This window comes from Pseudoalteromonas luteoviolacea, from assembly GCF_001750165.1.
Classification (GTDB): Bacteria; Pseudomonadota; Gammaproteobacteria; order Enterobacterales; family Alteromonadaceae; genus Pseudoalteromonas; species Pseudoalteromonas luteoviolacea_G.
Window position 1 is genome coordinate 1,255,221 of the sequence record NZ_CP015412.1, and the last position, 17,005, is coordinate 1,272,225.

The following is a 17,005-nucleotide window of genomic DNA, read 5'->3' on the forward strand; positions in this document are numbered from 1 at the left end:
AAGAATTTTTAGTGTTGTTACTTATTGAAATAGTCTGACTTCAAATTTATCAGAGTATCGCTCTTGAATTGCTCTTGCGCGACTGCCTTCAGCATATCTACTATCTAATGAGCTGTATCTGATCCTTTCCATGTAGATATCAGCTTCACATGATTTTTTGTCATTAAGTGTTTCAGAGTCAATTCCATCGAGTGATGATAAGTCAACACTGAAACTCCCGTCATCAGTTATATCAGAATACTGCTTGGCGATACTCTCCTCATTTCCATCTTTGTTTTTACATCGTAAAGTCAGTAGTGCGTCAAGTCGCGTATCGGTTGCATTATCTGATGTCCAGTTGACTTCGAGTGTATCTTGTTTATAAAAGGATTGGTTTTTTTGTGGCGTAATGATAGAAAATGGTGCAGGTAAGATCAGTTCAGTCTGTAACGTATCATTGCTTTCACCTCTGGTGAGAGTGATCATAAATTTGGTATCTTTTTCGGCTACGTTAAAAGTAGCTCGGTAGTCGATATCTAAAAACCCATCGTCAATTTCTAAGTCTTTAGTAATACCTGCTGCAGTCGCATGTAATTTATCTTTGTCTGAAAGCTTTATGTTATTGCCATTTCTTGAACTGACGTTAAGCTCAGCAATAACACGGCTGTCTTCTCCTTGTGATGTAACATAAATATCTGCCCAAATGGCCTCTGTTTTAACATTTTCTGATTCAGTGGTTTCACTAGAGCAGCCGACTAACAGAGAAAGAGATAAAGGAATTGCCGAAAAGGTTTTAAGGTTCATGAGTATACCCGTGGTTAAAGTGTGTACCTAATAGTAGAGTTGTTTTAGGTAAACTAAAATAACAATTAACACTTTTAAACAATTTCAAACAGTTCTTAATTTTAACTTGTCACAGGTAACTTACTTTAGAGTAAAATGATTAAGTTGAACATCCATGTTCAGGTAAAAATCTAGTTCACTTTATTGGAACAATATGAATATAAAATGGATTTTAATTTATGGCAATGAAAAAAGTAAATTAATCTATAATTTACAGGGAATTGCAGTTTTAATATTACAGGCAAGTTTAAAAATAGTTTTTAAAGCTATTTAAATGTTGAGTATAGCCACACCATAACGATGTCGATTTTCATTCATTTGTATTGGCTATTTTTTTTGTGTAGGAAAATAGGTTTGTATTTTCATAGAGCGTCCTTAATTGAGCCTCAGCCATTTCATCAATTTTGTGATGCGTTTACAGTGAGGGATTTTTCGTATTTTTGTATCTCGTCAAAGTTGGCGTGTTGAAACTGAACCTGTTTAGGTTGGCCAACATCTGTTCCGTTGTAATCACACACACCATATGGAAAAACCTGCTCTAGTCTCGCAATGTGCTCAGATATGTTGACGTTGCCATATAAACCTTGTTCAATCGCTTGTGAAACGGGCATAAGAGGGCACTTGAACATGGTTCCATCCCAATGACCACCCGCCTCAACTCTACTGGTACTGAACATTGGAAATCGATTTTGACAAGCCCCTTCTATCTTATTGTTCCACTTACCATCAAACACATTCAAGCCCTGTGCGAAAATAGAGCCATCGGGATTAAAGCAAGTATCATATAAGCCCACCGGCTTGGCTGTAGCAACATCTATATTCTCTGATGAGGATAGCGTTGTTAACCAGAGGTCCATCATTTCAAATGCTTGTTTGGTCGGGTTAAAGTCTTTGTGGGCGACCCAAATGATGTGGTTGTCGTTATTCCCTTTTCGATTCTCAATACGAAGTCGGCTGTAGAAAGATGCAGACATATGATGCATATCAAGTTCATTTTCTAAATAGTGTCTAGCATCGATGATGGGAATATCAATATCACCTATAAATACTTGCCCAGATAAGTATGCCTTGTTCATGGCTTTAATAGAGCCTGCATGTCTTGGAGCGATGTTATTGATTGGTGTCGTTATGTTGTGATTCCCCCACAGGGTTAGCCATATAGGGACTTTGTGGCCAAATGGGAGTACTATTTCTTCTTGTCGCATCTGGTGCTGCGGTTTCCAAGCACCGATATTGGCGTTGAGGTGTAGAAATTCATCTATTGTAATTGCTTTGGCTTTCAAGGCGTTTAATCCATATTGTACGCCCACATTATCCCAAGTACTCAGCCCGTATCCATATTTGTCAGTTCCGAAGACATGAGACATATCCTGCCAATAGCTCCAGTTAGTTTCTGTCACGACATGTTTGGTAAAGTGTTCTCTGATAAAGCCTTGTCTGGGGTTATTAATGAATGCGGATAAGCCAAAGTAGCCATTAATACATTCACTACTTCCTTTTGGAAAACTGGGTACAAACCCCGACATTAATTGATTTATAGGCTGTAAAAAACCGCCTTTCTGCGGAAAGCCGTTAATAGCATTCATCCCCTCAATCAATCGACGTCGCTCCCAATCGCGCCATGATTTTTTGTTATCTGCTCTGAACGTAAAATAGTTGTTGAGTAAATCACAGTCTAATGCATAGGTTGTTTGTGTGATCATGTCGGGGTAGCTATATAGCGGGATAAGCCCGTCTAAAATTCCTTCGCTGTTTTGTGCTATCAAGTATTGGGCAAGTCCACCTCCCGATCCCCCAACACCTACAGTGTATAGAGGGGAGCCATATAAACTCGTAAATTGATGTTTTACTCTACGTGCGGTGTCTTCAGCCAAAAGCATGTTGTACGTATAGCTTGTTTTGTTACCACTAGAACTAATGACGGCATATCCATCTAGCAATTGCTGCGCTTGACGAGTCATGACCCGAGCGGCTTTCTGTCGGCCTTGTCTAAACCCGATTCCTGAGCCGCCATTAAATTGATAAATCAAGCGGTTGTTCCATTTGCTCCTTGCTAAGCGGTTACCAATCTCGGTCGTTTTTATGGGCATAACTATGGTGTAAATAAAGCGGTTAATAGACCCTTGCTCTACTCTAAATAGGGGCAAATTTGTTTTTTTCGCGTTGCTTACATTGTCAATCTTTGTCGCTTTAAATATCCCGCCATCATCTTTTAATGTGTAATAGTTGATACGCGTTTTTAGTGAGCAGTCTTTGCTGTAGCCGATTATGTCTTTATTTTTGTATACAGGGATCCCGAGCGACTTGTGATTGTCTACTTCTGGTTGACCGAGCAAAGAGTCTCTTGTCATACAGTAAAATGGGTATTGATTTGGGCCTGAGTACAGGCTTTCTGTGGGACCTACTTCACCGATGGGGATTGGAAAATTAAAATGCTCTTTAGGCCTTGCGATCTGAGAGATATGAGTCTTGAAATCAAGTATATAATTATCTTTAGGATTGGCTTTATTTTGAACAGCAAAATCACGATCTTCATTTGTGAAATCTTGATATAACCAAAATGCAAAGCCAGCACTGACCAGCAATAAAAAGACCAACATGAGCTTTTTTATCATATACACCTCTATGATTTTGCCGTTACTTTAAGTTTAGAGTCGGTCTGATAGTTATGTTGTTATATGTTTGTTATTTAAGGTAAACTGAAAAAGATTAATATATAAAACATGATATTAAAAATTAATTAATGATAGGAAATCGATTTAAAAAGCATAAAAAGCGTGGCCAGAAAAGCTAAAATTAACATTGTTAATGTGAGCGTTAAAAGGCCCCAAATGCGCAAGTTTTTTATTTATAAAATGCGGCGTGTCCTTCACGTAGCGCGATAGCGTTATCGTATAGATTTTTTAGTGAATTCTTTGGATGTATAAGTGCCTGCCAATATATTCTCTTGCAATAATGCGAATTTGTCTCTCTCAAGTGAAATTGTGTCTATGAGTGTGTGTTTTTCAGATATTGTTAACTCTTTAGATTGGTAAACGTCTTTTTCTAGTAAGCTGAGCATATCAGTACGAACGCCTGCTTCTTTGTACTTTAAAAAATCAATCCCGAGGCTACTAAACAGCAATGCTTCATTGACTTCATCAATCTCTATATCAACTTTTATTGCTATATCCTTTATTTCTATAATCGCTTCTTCAAAGAGTTGGATCTTCTGATTTTTTGCACTTTGGCTCTTATCTACTCTCGCACTGGCATTGGGTAACACTTGCTCATAATAGTATCCCTTTGTTTGTTCACTGATGTCATCAAAATTAATATTCAGAGACAGCGCTATTAAATGCTCAGGACTATTTTGGTTAGGTTTTTCAGTCAATGCATTTTGCAAGGCTGAGGCGAAATTAGCATGTCGTGCTAAATTTTTGTGTATCGAGTCTTTTTGAACTTCAATGAAAGGCGTGTACTTTATTGTTGAAATACTACTCATAGATATCCTTATTATGTGGTTACTTTAAATTAGGGTATTGGTAAGTTCACGGCTTAAAGTCAATGGTATCAAAGCGCTTTTTAATTGCGCCTTTGTGATCTGTATTTTGCTCTAGATATGTACCTGCAAGCATTTCTTCTCGTTGCAGCTCTAATACTTCTCTGCGCTCATTCAGTACGCTTTTGAGCTTTTCCTTATCACTTGTTAGCAATGTTTGAGAGCTGTTGATGTCTTGTTCCATCAGGTTCAGCATATCAATACGTACGCCCATTTCTTTATACGTTAAAAAGTCAATGCCGAGACTGCCAAACAAGAGTGCTTCGTTGATTTCATCTTGCTCAATTTCAACTTCGATGGGCATGTCCATAATTTCAATGGTGGCTTCTTTGTACCACTGTATTTCTCTTAAACGTTCATCTTCTAGCTCTGGATCGATTCGCTCTTTAGCTATCTCAAGTGCGAATTGATAATACTCATGGGCTTGGTCGGATATTTCATCATAATTTCGATTAAGAGAAATCGACATAATGAGATCAGGGTCGGTAACTTCGGGTTTAGCATTGATTGTTTTGTTCAGCAGTGACGCAAACTCAGCGTGTTTTTCTATGCTTTTATTCATTACGCTGTGTTGACTTTGAAATGTTCGATTTTGATTGATGACAGAGATGATACTCATTGATATATCCTTATAAGCGGCAACATTGATAAAAACCTTAATCTTTTAGCAAGTTATAGGCCAGTTTATGCTGATATAAAGAAGTACAATGCTTCTATTATTCTGAACAAAGAACGGTATAGGGTGATAGGCTTTATAGATAAAGCTAATGACAAACGCGCAGTGAAATAAAAAAGGCGGCAAGTGAAGTTGCCGCCTATTAAATAGTAAGCGTATTTAGAACTGGTAGTTGAACGTGAGCTCCGCGTTACGTTCGTTTGCAGGTAAACCGCCTAAGAATAGCGCTTTGCTGTAGTGAGTGCCGTCAGTTAAGTTCTCAATATTTAGCTGAAGGTGATAATTGTCAAAGTAATAAGCTGCTGACATATCCCAACGAGTGTAGCCATCGATTTTAGCCGTTGGTAAACCAAATGAAGGATGGTTTACGGTACGTTCACCGACGTATTGCATACCTAAACTTAGTTCCAGATCACCTCCAAATACTTGATTAACTGTATGTGTTAACCAAGTGCCAGCCATTTTTTCAGGGATCCCTTTTTTGGCTGCTTCTCTTTTGTCTGGATCTGATTCCTGGTGATGAATGGATAATGCTTCTTGATATGTTGCATTCACGTTTAGCTTCCAAGCTTCAGCAAGTGCTAAGTTTAAGTCAAATTCAACACCTTTAGTGGTTTCATTGTTATCGTATTTGAACTCTGGAATACCAGCGTTAAACTCAGCGCCTTTTTGCTCATCATACTCAGGGTTGCTGTAACGTAAGTTAGTTCGTTTAGTGTCAAAGATAACAATTGAACCAAGTAGATCTTCGTCAAATGCAGTAAAGCGGATACCAATATCTAAAGTCTCTGATTCTGAGTCAGGTTGATTCGGTGTTTCCACTCCATTTGTAATTGTGGATAAAATACCAAATGCTGTGCGGCCTTTACCAACGTTTACGAATGCCGAAACTTCTGGGATGATTTGATAGTTAATACCAAGAGAATAGGTCAGGCCAGCATCATCAGTGTCATATGCAGGTCTCATCCCTTTGACTCTATCAGTACCTAGGTGCTGATATTCTTGCTTAATCGTAGTGTAAGCAACGCCAGCGCGCGCAGTTAATGCGTCTGTTAGATACAAGACTTCTTGAGCACTAATACCGTATGCAGTAAGTGATTTATTGTAGTTACTTCTTAAACTTGGGTCGTAATCCATAAAGTCACCCGTGCCCCAATTTGGATTACGAATGTCTAAAATGTATGGGATTGCATTGCCTGATTTATTGCCATCAGCGTCATAAGCAGACCATTGCTTGAATGACATATCGCGCTTTTCGTAGTTTGCACTGATAAGGTGTTCACCGCTGATGTCACCATAGCTCCAACCAAGCTGTAAGTCCGCAAAGTATTGCCATGTTTGTTCATTGGAAATAGCACGTCTATATTCTTGGCGACGCGCTGCATAAGGGTGTAGCTCACCATCTTCAGTGACTAACGGACCGCGAGGGTTTGCGTTGATGATTGAACCATGCGTGCGGTCTGAGCGGTCCCAGTAAACATAGTTGTAAGCACCTGTTTGACGCACTAAATCTGAATCATATTCGCGCCAAAGTACCTGCTGAGTTAATGTTGACTCTTCACCCAAGTGCCAGTCGTGGCGAAGTTTAAAGCGCAATTCTTGGCCGTCGTTAGGGGTCGATAGAGGTGAAATTAAGCTTGAGTCGCCCAAATCAATCGGTCGTAAGCCATCTGTTGTTGTAATCGATGCTGCAAGTTGTTCACGTTGAGCTTCGGTTAATTGAATACCTACGTACTCAACTTCGCCTTTTTCGTTAGTGATAAACTTCGGGTCATTCGGTAGATCTGCGCCCGTTACTTTTCTTGGGTCGCCACCAATGCTGTCCCAGTTGACGATTCTTACCGGGTCGCCTACCGAGTCAACTTGCATGGCATCATCAACATACGCCGCTGAGAACAACAATGAATGATCTATAGATGCTTCAAATTTTAAGCTCGCATACACTTCATCACGATCTTGCTGCAAATCACGGTAGCCATCACTGCGCTCATGGTTAAGTACTACGCGGTATGCTAAATCATCTGTAATTGCATTTGTCGCATCTAGCATAATACCGTAGGTATTCCAGCTACCTACTTTTGCACTAATCGAATAAGCCTCCTCAAACTGTGGCTTTTTCTCAATTAAGTTAACAACACCACCAGCCGCGCCAATACCATATAGACCGGTTGCTGGGCCTTTTAACACTTCCATGCTTTCGATGTTGGTCATAGAACGAGTTGGATTATAGTTGTTACCCAAGCTCGCACCGCCATACATACCGTCGTACGTGTAGTTGACACCTAAACCACGGATCGCAAGATTATCACCAATACCATAGTTGTTACCGGCTTGTGTAAAGCCACTCACGTTTCTGATAGCGTCTTGTAGCGTAATGGCTGATTGAGAATCTAATAATTCTTTATCAACAACAACGACTGCAGCCGGTGTTTGCATCAGTGCCATGTTTGATTTAGTTGCCGTGCCTGATTCTAAAATTAACGCGTTGTGTTTGTTATAAACGCTAATACGCTCAATATCTTCTTGAGCCTTATCAGCTGCTTGAGCTGTTGCGACAACGCCGCCCAATAAAGCAACTTTAACCGCAGTTGCAAGAACACTTTTTGAATTCAGTGAACGAGAGAATTGCATATTACACTCCAAACTTCGTAATACAATTGTTTATTCGCAGAGAGCGCGCATACTAACAGTGATGTCAAATGATAACAACTATCATTTGCGTTTAATAAAAGTTGCCAAAGTTAACTGGTGTAGCGAGTTTGTTTATTTGTTTTTTGTTTGTATCCTGTGGGTTTTTTAATTGTTTTTGTTTGTGTTTTTATGGTTTTTTATTTGGGGGTGGATGTATAATTTGTTGCAATAATTGAGGTGTTGGTTACTGGTCTTATAAGGTTGAAAATTGTACAGATTATTGTTTGCATTGCTCAGAGCGAACAATCTCAATGTAGTGCGTCATACTTTTTGTTTGCTCGAATAAAAAAGTTTCTTCTTTTTTCTCCACTGCTTTTATTCTATCCAGTCTAAATTCACGATAGGCATGTCGTAATAAACAAAAAGCAATAATAGTCCACTTTCCACCCCAGTAAACCAGTCCTAGCGGCTCGATATCTCGTGTACTTTGAACTCCATGGGCATCTTCGTAAGATAAACAAAGTCGATTCCTACTTTCTATCGCTAAGCGGATCACCTGACTATGATTCTGTTCTTTTTCACCGTGAGCATAGCCTACCGCAAGGAAAGGCAGATTATCGTTGAGCTGCTTGAGGTGGGATGGCAAAACTGCGTCAATTTTAGCGATAGCCGATTGAGCGTGCTGAGTTAGCTGTGGATCAGTCCATGCTTTGAGCATCTGGCTGCCGATAAGTAAAGCTTGAAGTTCTTGAGGTGAAAACATCATCGGCGGTAAGTCATAGTCTCTGATCAAATAACCAATACCAGCTTCACCTTCAACGGGTACACCAGAGGTCTGTAGGTTTTGAATGTCTCGGTAAATCGTGCGCTCAGATACCGCCAATCGTTCCGCTAGCTGTTTAGCGGTCACCGCCACTTTGCGACCTTTTAGATGATTAACGAGTTGAAACAGTCGTTCTGATTTATGCACGATTTACTCCATTGTTAGTTTAAGCTGTACAATCGCTTTGTGATAGTACCGAGTGATGGCTGATCCCAACTGACTCTGAGTCGACTAACGCACAATATGCCTGACAAACGTCTGCGTCTTCAAATGCCAATTGCATATGTTGGCAGTCTTCCATGGTTTGCCAATAACTAATATCAACGAATGTATCTGAATTAGATTGCTGTGCTAATGAGCGATATATAAAGCCTGGTTGTGTGGCCACAAACTCTCCAGATGCAGTGCTTTTTTCCATTAATTGCTCTACAGATATTCCTTTGTTCAATTTGAACGAAACGATTTTAATAACATTTTGATTCATGATAGCTTGCTCCTTATTGTTGGAATCACAATTAGAGCAAAGTGCTGTGTCAGAGATTGTCAGTAGAGTGATATTTTACACGATACCAGTTCATTTTATAAAACCTAACTGCGGTATATTTCGCAGCATATTATCAAGCTAAATCATAGTCTCAATGTGTAAAGCTTAGATTCGTTGACTTTACCAGAGAGACTGGATAGCAATACGGTCATCTATTGCTTGGATAAAGTGTACCGTTTGTCTTAATAATTTGAAGCCACTGTTCAACCATTGCAAAAGCATACTCTAATTCTTCTTCAGACATGTTTGCATACTGCTTTTGTTCATACCAACTGTAGCGATTGTATATATCGTCACTGTCTGTTATTTCCATGATGAGTTTATTTAAGGCATAAGACTTGGCAAAGCCATGTTCATCACTTTGTTGTTGTGTGAAGTACAGGTTTGACAATGCCATTATGGCTTTTTCACTGCCATGCTGACTTGCATTTCGTAAAAATACTAACCTTTGCTCTTTAAATTTATCTCGTGTCTTAATATACAGTGCTCTATTTTCCGTCGTTATATTTTTTGATTTCATGTAAAACTCAGCATGGATATTGGCAAAAGCCTCTTGTGCTGGCACAAACCCATTTTTCGCTGCATCTTCAAGATAACTGTAATAGGCTTTTGTCTCATCATTACTTAGACCTTGGCAGTAGTTAAACTGATTGATGGCTTGATCTATGGATATACTTGCATCACTAAACTGTGATAGCTGTTCTAGCTTGATATTTAAGTCGTCTTCATTTTCGGGTGAGAACAAACAGTATTTAAGGTTTTGAGCAATAATATATTTTGACTTCAAATTACCACTTTTAGCCTCATCATTCAGTTTGTCAAAGTGGACTTTAAAATTGCTGTCTTGCTGCCATTTGGGCTTTGCCTTGATCACTAGCTGATGGCGGCCTTGTTCGGTTGTATTTGGTTGTTTAATTTTGTGTTTTAGGTTTGTTGACGCACTAGATTCAGGTTTAGCTATTTTTATCAGCGAGTTACCTTTGTTAATTGAGTTGTCTTTATTGTGGTTCAATGGTTCGTTTGGGTTGCTATGTAAGTGGTAGGCTACAGGTAAAGATAAAAACAATAAAGTTGATATGAGAACTCGCTTTGTTCCTTTAAAGGGAGAGAGAGGGTTTTTCACTTGATTGATTCGACTTAATAATTTTAGTTTATCATAAATCTTATTTGCTAATTTAGATAGTCTAATTCACATCGTAAAAAGGCTTACTGATATAGTAAGCCTTTGCAAGGAAATTAAATGATTTTCTTTTACTCAATGTGTGTAACATAAAATCATAAGAGCATGGCCTAACCTTTGCTCTTACCAATAAATAACGGAGATATTTTTAGTAAATAACATAGAGTGATATTTATTTTATATTAATTTGAGGGTTTTTAAGTTTTGAGTAATTCTGAAAATATATTTTTATAAATCTATATCTTATAATTGAAATACAATAGATATCATGATGATGAAAGTGCGTTGAAATGATTCGTCAAATTTAATCTGCTTTGTGCAATGGAGAAATTGTTACTTTTCATTATTTTGAAGTATCTAAATCTAAGGACTGCTGAGATATGCTACTTTCCTAATAGTTGGAAATGAGCTAATCATAGTTGTAATTAGCTCTTTGATGTAACAAGTGCTATTTGTTTGTGATTTTAAACTCTAGTTGTGCTTTCTCGCCTACTTTTTTTACAGCTTTGCCGTCGACAACTTTTGGTCGGTACTTCCACTTTTTAATTGCTTCGATGGCTTTATTGTCAAAAAAGCCGTTGTGGCTTGATTCTATGACAGCGATATTCTCGGTGTGTCCTTGTTCATTAACATCAAAGATGAGTTGAACGTAGGCGTTACTCGTCAGCAATTCCTCTTTTGTAGGGGTTGTTGAGCAAGCAGTTAAGAGTAGAGCAAGTAGCAATGTAAGGTATGTTTTCATTTATTATTCGCTTTGTTGTTATTGTGAATGCAATCGACCTGTTACCAGTCATCACTGTATTTTGTATTGGCTTTGAAAGCCTCTACTTCGAGTGGGGAATTATCGTAGCCATATTTCGCCAAATCAGAGAAGTGTTGTGTCACAATCGTATCTAGATCAGAGCGTTCAATTTGTAAAACATGAACTAATTCATGTGCAAGTTTTGGACGATTCAGGTCAAACCCTTGTCTGACATAAATTGAATACCCAAACACTTGTGCATTGTTGACTATGCCTTCCCCGATAAAACCGAGCGCTTCACCTAATGTTTTTAATGCAAAGTTTTCACGAGGAAAGGGAACTTCATCAACATATACGATTCTCACTTTTTCAGGATGGCGTATGCCGATTTCAGAGGCTAAACCGAGTTCTCGGGCATTTAAAGGCTTGCCAATCTTGAGCCCGTCTATTTCTATATCATGTGCCCACTCAATATATTGAGGTAGTAACACCACAGAGATGACTTTTTGGTAATTGTAAGTTGTTATGGCCAGCAATATGGCGACCAAAAGTAAAGTAATTTTAATTGTTTTCATTTTATTGTGGTCTGTGTCATGGTTTGTATGTTCACCGCACTAGTTTAAATCTGAATAAGCAATATAGATGCTCGTTTATTTGTTAGCTAGATTCGCTTTACAACTTCATCATGGAAAAAGAGTGCTTAAGTGGCTTTGTTTATCCTATGTACTAAGTAACACAAAAAGCATTACTTATTGAATCACTTAGATACATTTAAGTAAACATTACCTTTTCATTAATTGGTTTTTGTATGGTGCAATACGTAAAAAGAAAAAGAGATGTAGGGATGATAATTGTGAAATAAAAAAACAGAGTTGTTACTAACTGAATTGGTCATTGATTTTTATGAGATACTTCTAAGTGGTATGAGAAAATATTCAACATAGATATGGTGTTTATGTAAAGAAGAAAGTACCTGATCGAAGCTTAGTTTTTATCTTGTTTCATGAAAAAAACAGACTGAGCTACAATTTTTTATTCACAATGAGCCGGGAACTTAGGTAAACTCGCCGCCTCAAGTTTTATGGAGGTAGTGATGGATTTATCAGCATGGCTAAGTTTGGCCTTGATCTGTACATTAGGTGCAATGTCGCCTGGCCCGAGTTTAGCTGTGGTGCTACGTCATAGCATTAATAGCGGTCCCAGCGCTGGCATATCTGCAAGCGTTGCGCATGCACTAGGCGTAGGCAGTTATGCTGCGCTATCAATCTTGGGACTAGCCAGCTTAATAGCTCAATTCCCAGCTGTGTACACCTTTCTTTTATACGTTGGTGCTGCTTACTTAGCATATTTAGGCTACAAAATACTGACAAGTAAACCGTCAGAGGGGAGCGATTCAGCTGAACCCCCCAGTTCAAGTACCGATTGGCTTATTGCCGCAAAAGAAGGTTTTACAGTGGCATTTGTAAACCCAAAAACAGCCATCTTCTTTGTCGCATTGTTCTCCCAATTTATTGACCCTGAGGCGATGACTTTTACGCTTGCCTTTTTAATGTGCTTTACCGTGTTTATTATTGATGCAGTGTGGTTTATTGGGGTGTCCATTGCAGCTTCTTCAGCAAAACAGCGTTTTAACTTACAGTCAAAACAAGGCTTTATTTCTAAAGTATTGGGAGTTGCATTTATATTGCTGGCTGTGCGTGTGTTGTATCAAACGTTATAGTACCTTACATTAACAGCGGCATAAAAATGCCGCTGAAGATTCTTATATTTTAGATTTGAGATAATGACTCAGTATGAGCAGCTTTAACATCGGGTTTTCCCTCGTATGATGATTGAACTGCAGTGCGATATAGTCTTGATTACGTGCTATGGCACGCTCTATATAGACATGAATATGCAAGTTGTCTGAAAGCTCAAGGTATGCATGTTTTTTGGTAAAGTATTTCACATGCTCTGCACCATTTAGAGGGAATGAGGCAACACAGGCCCCTGATAATGATAGACTTTGAACCGAGCAAATAACTTTTGGATAGATCAGAGAAAACGTAATTGAGGGCGATGGGTAAAAGCGCCAACTTCTTGGGCATTTACTTGTATCAACGATATCTGGAAGCTTGTTAATAAGCGTCAAAAGCGTTGTGATTTTATGCTCATTTATATCATTTTGATATGCTTCTTCTCCCAATAAGATGCTGTCAATATATGATTTGTTTGTGAAGCATTGACTGTGTGCTAAATAGAGCGCAAGGGGCTCCACTAACCATAATTGGTAAATGCGTTTTTTTAGCTGTTCAATGCTTTGCGTTTGTTGCGCTGAGCTATCGTACTCATCAAAGTGGCCAGTTTCTACTTCACGGAGTAATTTGAGCTCTTCAGGTGTTAGTTTCATAGCAAGCAACCGTCCATTGCAATTACATAAAACTAAGCAAAATACGTACCTGTGCTATACAAAAAAGCGCGACACATTGGGCCGCGCTTTCACTTGGATTTGCTTATTTAACGACGCATGCTGCCGCTAAATCTAGAATGATTGTCTGGGCTGTCATTGTCAGTAGAACCAAGTGGGTGTTCTAACTTAATGACATCTACGTTCCAACCATCATTAAGCATGCTTGTTGGTGTGATAACATATGCCTCCACTTGTAGTCCTGCACTTGGGGTGACTGCCGTTAAATGAAGTTGCCCAAGAACGACTTTCCATGTGAATGAGCGAGTTTGTCCATTACTGACAAAGTCTGCAGTCCCATCCCCTTTGAAGTCAACGTAATAGGTGTTATCACCATTAATCAATGCAAAGCGTTCATATTCAATTTTATGGCTATCAAAATAGGGCTGTTCACTATTTGACTTGGTGCGAACAACCGCACCAACCTCGTCCATGTCTTTCCAGTGTATGACATCAGGGCCTGCTTGATACATAAAGAATGAAATATCGTCGGTATTGAGCTGATTCACCTCAAAAGTGAGCGTTGCTAAGCCTGTATCACTATTGTAAACGTAGGAGCCATAGTTAATACCTGGGCCGTCAGAGTTTGCAGGGTCGTACTCGGCTTCGAAAAATTTATTGTCGGGTAAAAATACTGACGCCCATACGCGACTGGTTGTGAGAGGATACTCTACAAAGCCACCCACTCTTGGTTCATTTTCATCAAGTAAGCGTTCAAAGGTGATTGGAGACTCGCCTTCAACTTCCAGCGTCATGGTATTACCATTCACGGTTGCCTTATGTGCTAAGTTTTCATCAAATCCGTAGACGCCATTGGTATCAACCACTTTGGTAACTTGCAAGGTGCCAGTTGATTCATCCCAGCTTAAAGCACCAATTTCTAATCCAGCAAAGCCTTGAGGATCATTGTCTGTTTTGAGCTCCATGTGCACCCAAGTGCCATCTCTGATGATGATGACAAATTCAGGGGAACTAGGTTGATACCAAGCCCCATCAATTGCATATTGCATTGAGGCAGGTGGTGTGTACATGCTTCTTGACGCGATATTGGGATCAACGTAGAGGTTTCTGACTTCGCCTAACTCACAGTTTGTGCCTTCAAAATAACCACACACTTTGAAGTAATCTCTATCAAACTCTTGGATCTCGGTCACACCGACAGAGCCCATTTGGTCAATCCGTAATTTACCTTGTGAAATCGAATAATCAGCAATATCCCCAGTTCCTAATTTTACTTTGCGAGACAATGAGCCATCATCATTTTGGCTCTCAGAAAAGGAATTATCTAATACTTGTTGATTTTCGATGAAGTAAAGCGTTCTGTTTGGTAACCAATAATATTCGAATTTATCAACGGTAGACGCTGTTTTTTTGTACTGTTGAACATAAGAGCCACTGTTTGTATATGAGCTGTCTGTTGGGTAGCTTTCTCTTACGTACCAAGTGTCACCATTTTGAGCAATTACCTCAAGTTTTTGTGTCCAGTTGACTACGCACATATCAGCACTTGCGCCTTCTGGGCATTGGTGTACCAAGGGGCGAGGAAAAGTTGGACCATAACCTAGAGATTGCATACTAAGCGTTCTGCCCGATTGCGCCCAAGTACTCATCGTTTTATACATGAATCTGTAAGATGTACCGTTAATATAATTGTCCACAAAGAAATCTTGAGGCTCTGCGACACCTTGATACGATCTAAACCGACCTATGACATCATTATTTGTCAATGTTACCGCTTGCTCAGGGACCATTAACCCTGAACGTCTTCTGTAATGCTCGGTATCGGTTTTGTCTGTGGTCGCCCAGAATTGATACCCTGAATCCACACTTTTTATCAGCCAGTACTTAAATGCTTTGGCTTCTAGTAGGTCAGTTTTATCAAGTGTGAGGGTAAAGAGGTTATCTGTAATTGACCAAGTTAGAGCACGAGATGTGTCGTCAGGCATTTGGGCACTGCCTGTACCATCTTGATTGAATGTTACCTTACTGGCAAAGCTGCCCGATGCAGAGTAGTAAAGCGCATTGATATACCAATCACCGCTAAACTGGGTTTGTATAGGGGTAATGGTTTGTGTTTTACCAATCATAGAAAGATCATGGTTACGGCTCACATCGCTATTTACGATCATGTCATTACCCGTGCTGTCCATCGTGTATTCATCGCCGAGGAACGAAATACTGATGGCTTTGGCAATGGGGTTTTCATCATAGATAGAAAATGAACCGCTTTTGTATCGATACTGGCAATCATATTCTTGATCACTTGCACCTTTACATTTATAGGTCTTGCTCATGATACCTGATTCAAAAACCAAGGAGACTAAGCCTTCTTCGTTTTGTGACCAAGTCATGCTTCCACTAGAGTAATCGGCAAAAGTTCCTGTATTATCCTGATTAAAGGAGGCTTCGAAAAAGAGTTGAGTGAAGACGTTTGTTGCACCAATTAAGTAGTCTCCGATGATATCCGCTTGGCTGTTATCTACTAAATCATCATCTTCTTTTATACTATTTTTAGTACTTTCGATTAGAGTCGGGTTTTTATCATTAATGGTATCGGTGAGCTCGGTCACTGCTGTGGATGATGAAACCAGTTCAAATGTCGAATCAACTCCTTCTGGCAAGCTAAACGCATTATCTCCCTCACCATCAACTACGATTTTAATTAATGCTGCCAATGTGAGTTTTTCATCGGCATCAATCCCCACGAGGGCGTTGTTAAGTGATGTTTCGCTTTGTGGGGTACCTACCTCTCGGGTGATCAAGGCATATTCAGAAGTGGTCACGTTGGTGATGTTAACACCAAAATTATCGTCTTTGTTTAGGATACCGTCTGCGCCAGCTTGCGTTTCTATTGATGAAAAGCTGGGGAGCTGAGAATAAAACTCCACTTCAGATTGTGAACTGCCACCTTTCGCTCTGATCCTGACTAAATCGTCGACCATAGAGTCATCGACATCAAGCTTGTAATTATAGGCCCCATTCTCATCAGCAGATAGTTCAAAACTTTGGTCGCCGATAAATATAGTGAGCGCGGCATTTGGGATTGGCTCGTCTGTTACTAATCCAGTAATGGTCACTGATTTTACAATTCTTGTTACGTTAAGGCTGAAATTTGCGCTTGCCGTTGCTCCGTCATCATCAGTCACTGTGACTCGCAATGTCATCGTTGTGTCGTCTGTGACATCTGGTGCCGTAAATGTTACCGTATTGGTTGCAGCGTTAGAAAGTGAAGCTGAAGGGCCCGAAGTAATTTGCCAAGCAAAGGTGTTGACCGTACCGTCGCTATCTGAAGCTTGCGCTGTCAGTGAAATTTGCTGTTTCTCTTGAATTGAGTTTTCACCACTTATAGTGACAGTTGGCGCGCTATTTTGAGGTGTACTTGGGTTTGATGGCGTTGAAGGTGTGCCACTGTCTGAGCCGCCACCACCACACCCAACCATTGAAATACCTAGCACCCAAACGAGTAGAAGGTGCATCTGTTTACGTGAATAAAACATATTATTGTTCCTCCGCAACACACGATACAAACTGTGCAGGTTTTGAGAATATTTATGGGGTTCAGTAAGCATAGTAAAAGGATGAAATTCGTACAGTCTAATT

Annotated in this window: 13 protein-coding genes; 1 reads left to right on the top strand and 12 read right to left on the bottom strand. The window is 39.6% G+C overall.

What is annotated here, in order from left to right:
* Nucleotides 1–21: 21 nt before the first annotated feature.
* From S4054249_RS25495 to S4054249_RS25540, 10 genes are all read right to left on the bottom strand, one after another.
* Entirely contained in the window at nucleotides 22–783 is a 762-nt protein-coding gene (locus S4054249_RS25495) for a hypothetical protein (protein WP_046355169.1), read from the bottom strand.
* 437 nt (nucleotides 784–1,220) lie between these two features.
* Nucleotides 1,221–3,437: a DUF6351 family protein gene (locus S4054249_RS25500; protein ID WP_063881460.1), complete on the bottom strand. Its 2,217-nt coding sequence runs from the start codon at nucleotides 3,435–3,437 to the stop codon at nucleotides 1,221–1,223.
* Nucleotides 3,438–3,709: 272 nt separating this feature from the next.
* Nucleotides 3,710–4,306: a hypothetical protein gene (locus S4054249_RS25505; RefSeq protein ID WP_046355170.1), complete on the bottom strand. Its 597-nt coding sequence runs from the start codon at nucleotides 4,304–4,306 to the stop codon at nucleotides 3,710–3,712.
* Between the two features lie 46 nt (nucleotides 4,307–4,352).
* On the bottom strand, nucleotides 4,353–4,982 hold the full coding sequence (locus S4054249_RS25510) for a hypothetical protein (RefSeq protein ID WP_046355171.1): 630 nt from the start codon (nucleotides 4,980–4,982) through the stop codon (nucleotides 4,353–4,355).
* Between the two features lie 216 nt (nucleotides 4,983–5,198).
* Nucleotides 5,199–7,670, bottom strand: a complete 2,472-nt coding sequence (locus tag S4054249_RS25515; protein ID WP_046355172.1) for a TonB-dependent receptor — start codon at nucleotides 7,668–7,670, stop codon at nucleotides 5,199–5,201.
* Between the two features lie 277 nt (nucleotides 7,671–7,947).
* On the bottom strand, nucleotides 7,948–8,640 hold the full coding sequence (locus S4054249_RS25520) for a helix-turn-helix transcriptional regulator (RefSeq protein WP_046355173.1): 693 nt from the start codon (nucleotides 8,638–8,640) through the stop codon (nucleotides 7,948–7,950).
* 19 nt (nucleotides 8,641–8,659) lie between these two features.
* Nucleotides 8,660–8,977, bottom strand: coding sequence for an antibiotic biosynthesis monooxygenase family protein (locus tag S4054249_RS25525; protein ID WP_046355174.1), 318 nt, complete (start codon nucleotides 8,975–8,977; stop codon nucleotides 8,660–8,662).
* A 208-nt stretch (nucleotides 8,978–9,185) separates the two neighbouring features.
* Complete coding sequence (locus S4054249_RS25530; protein WP_155401357.1) at nucleotides 9,186–10,160, bottom strand: hypothetical protein; 975 nt, start codon at nucleotides 10,158–10,160, stop codon at nucleotides 9,186–9,188.
* Between the two features lie 505 nt (nucleotides 10,161–10,665).
* Nucleotides 10,666–10,959 carry an energy transducer TonB gene (locus S4054249_RS25535; protein WP_046355176.1) on the bottom strand — a complete coding sequence of 98 codons (294 nt, stop codon included), beginning with the start codon at nucleotides 10,957–10,959 and terminating at the stop codon, nucleotides 10,666–10,668.
* A 41-nt stretch (nucleotides 10,960–11,000) separates the two neighbouring features.
* A complete protein-coding gene (locus S4054249_RS25540; RefSeq protein ID WP_046355177.1) occupies nucleotides 11,001–11,534 on the bottom strand; it encodes a hypothetical protein in 534 nt (177 codons plus the stop codon).
* A gap of 518 nt (nucleotides 11,535–12,052) precedes the next feature.
* Between S4054249_RS25540 and S4054249_RS25545 the strand changes: the two genes are divergently transcribed.
* Nucleotides 12,053–12,679, top strand: a complete 627-nt coding sequence (locus S4054249_RS25545) for a LysE family translocator (protein WP_046355178.1) — start codon at nucleotides 12,053–12,055, stop codon at nucleotides 12,677–12,679.
* Nucleotides 12,680–12,721: 42 nt separating this feature from the next.
* Here S4054249_RS25545 and S4054249_RS25550 read toward each other — a convergent pair whose 3' ends face one another.
* Both S4054249_RS25550 and S4054249_RS25555 read right to left on the bottom strand, forming a co-directional pair.
* Nucleotides 12,722–13,348, bottom strand: a complete 627-nt coding sequence (locus S4054249_RS25550) for a hypothetical protein (RefSeq protein ID WP_046355179.1) — start codon at nucleotides 13,346–13,348, stop codon at nucleotides 12,722–12,724.
* Nucleotides 13,349–13,455: 107 nt separating this feature from the next.
* The gene (locus tag S4054249_RS25555) at nucleotides 13,456–16,902 is read right to left on the bottom strand and encodes a PKD domain-containing protein (RefSeq protein ID WP_046355180.1); all 3,447 of its coding nucleotides are present in this window, start codon (nucleotides 16,900–16,902) and stop codon (nucleotides 13,456–13,458) included.
* Between the last annotated feature and the right edge of the window lie 103 nt (nucleotides 16,903–17,005).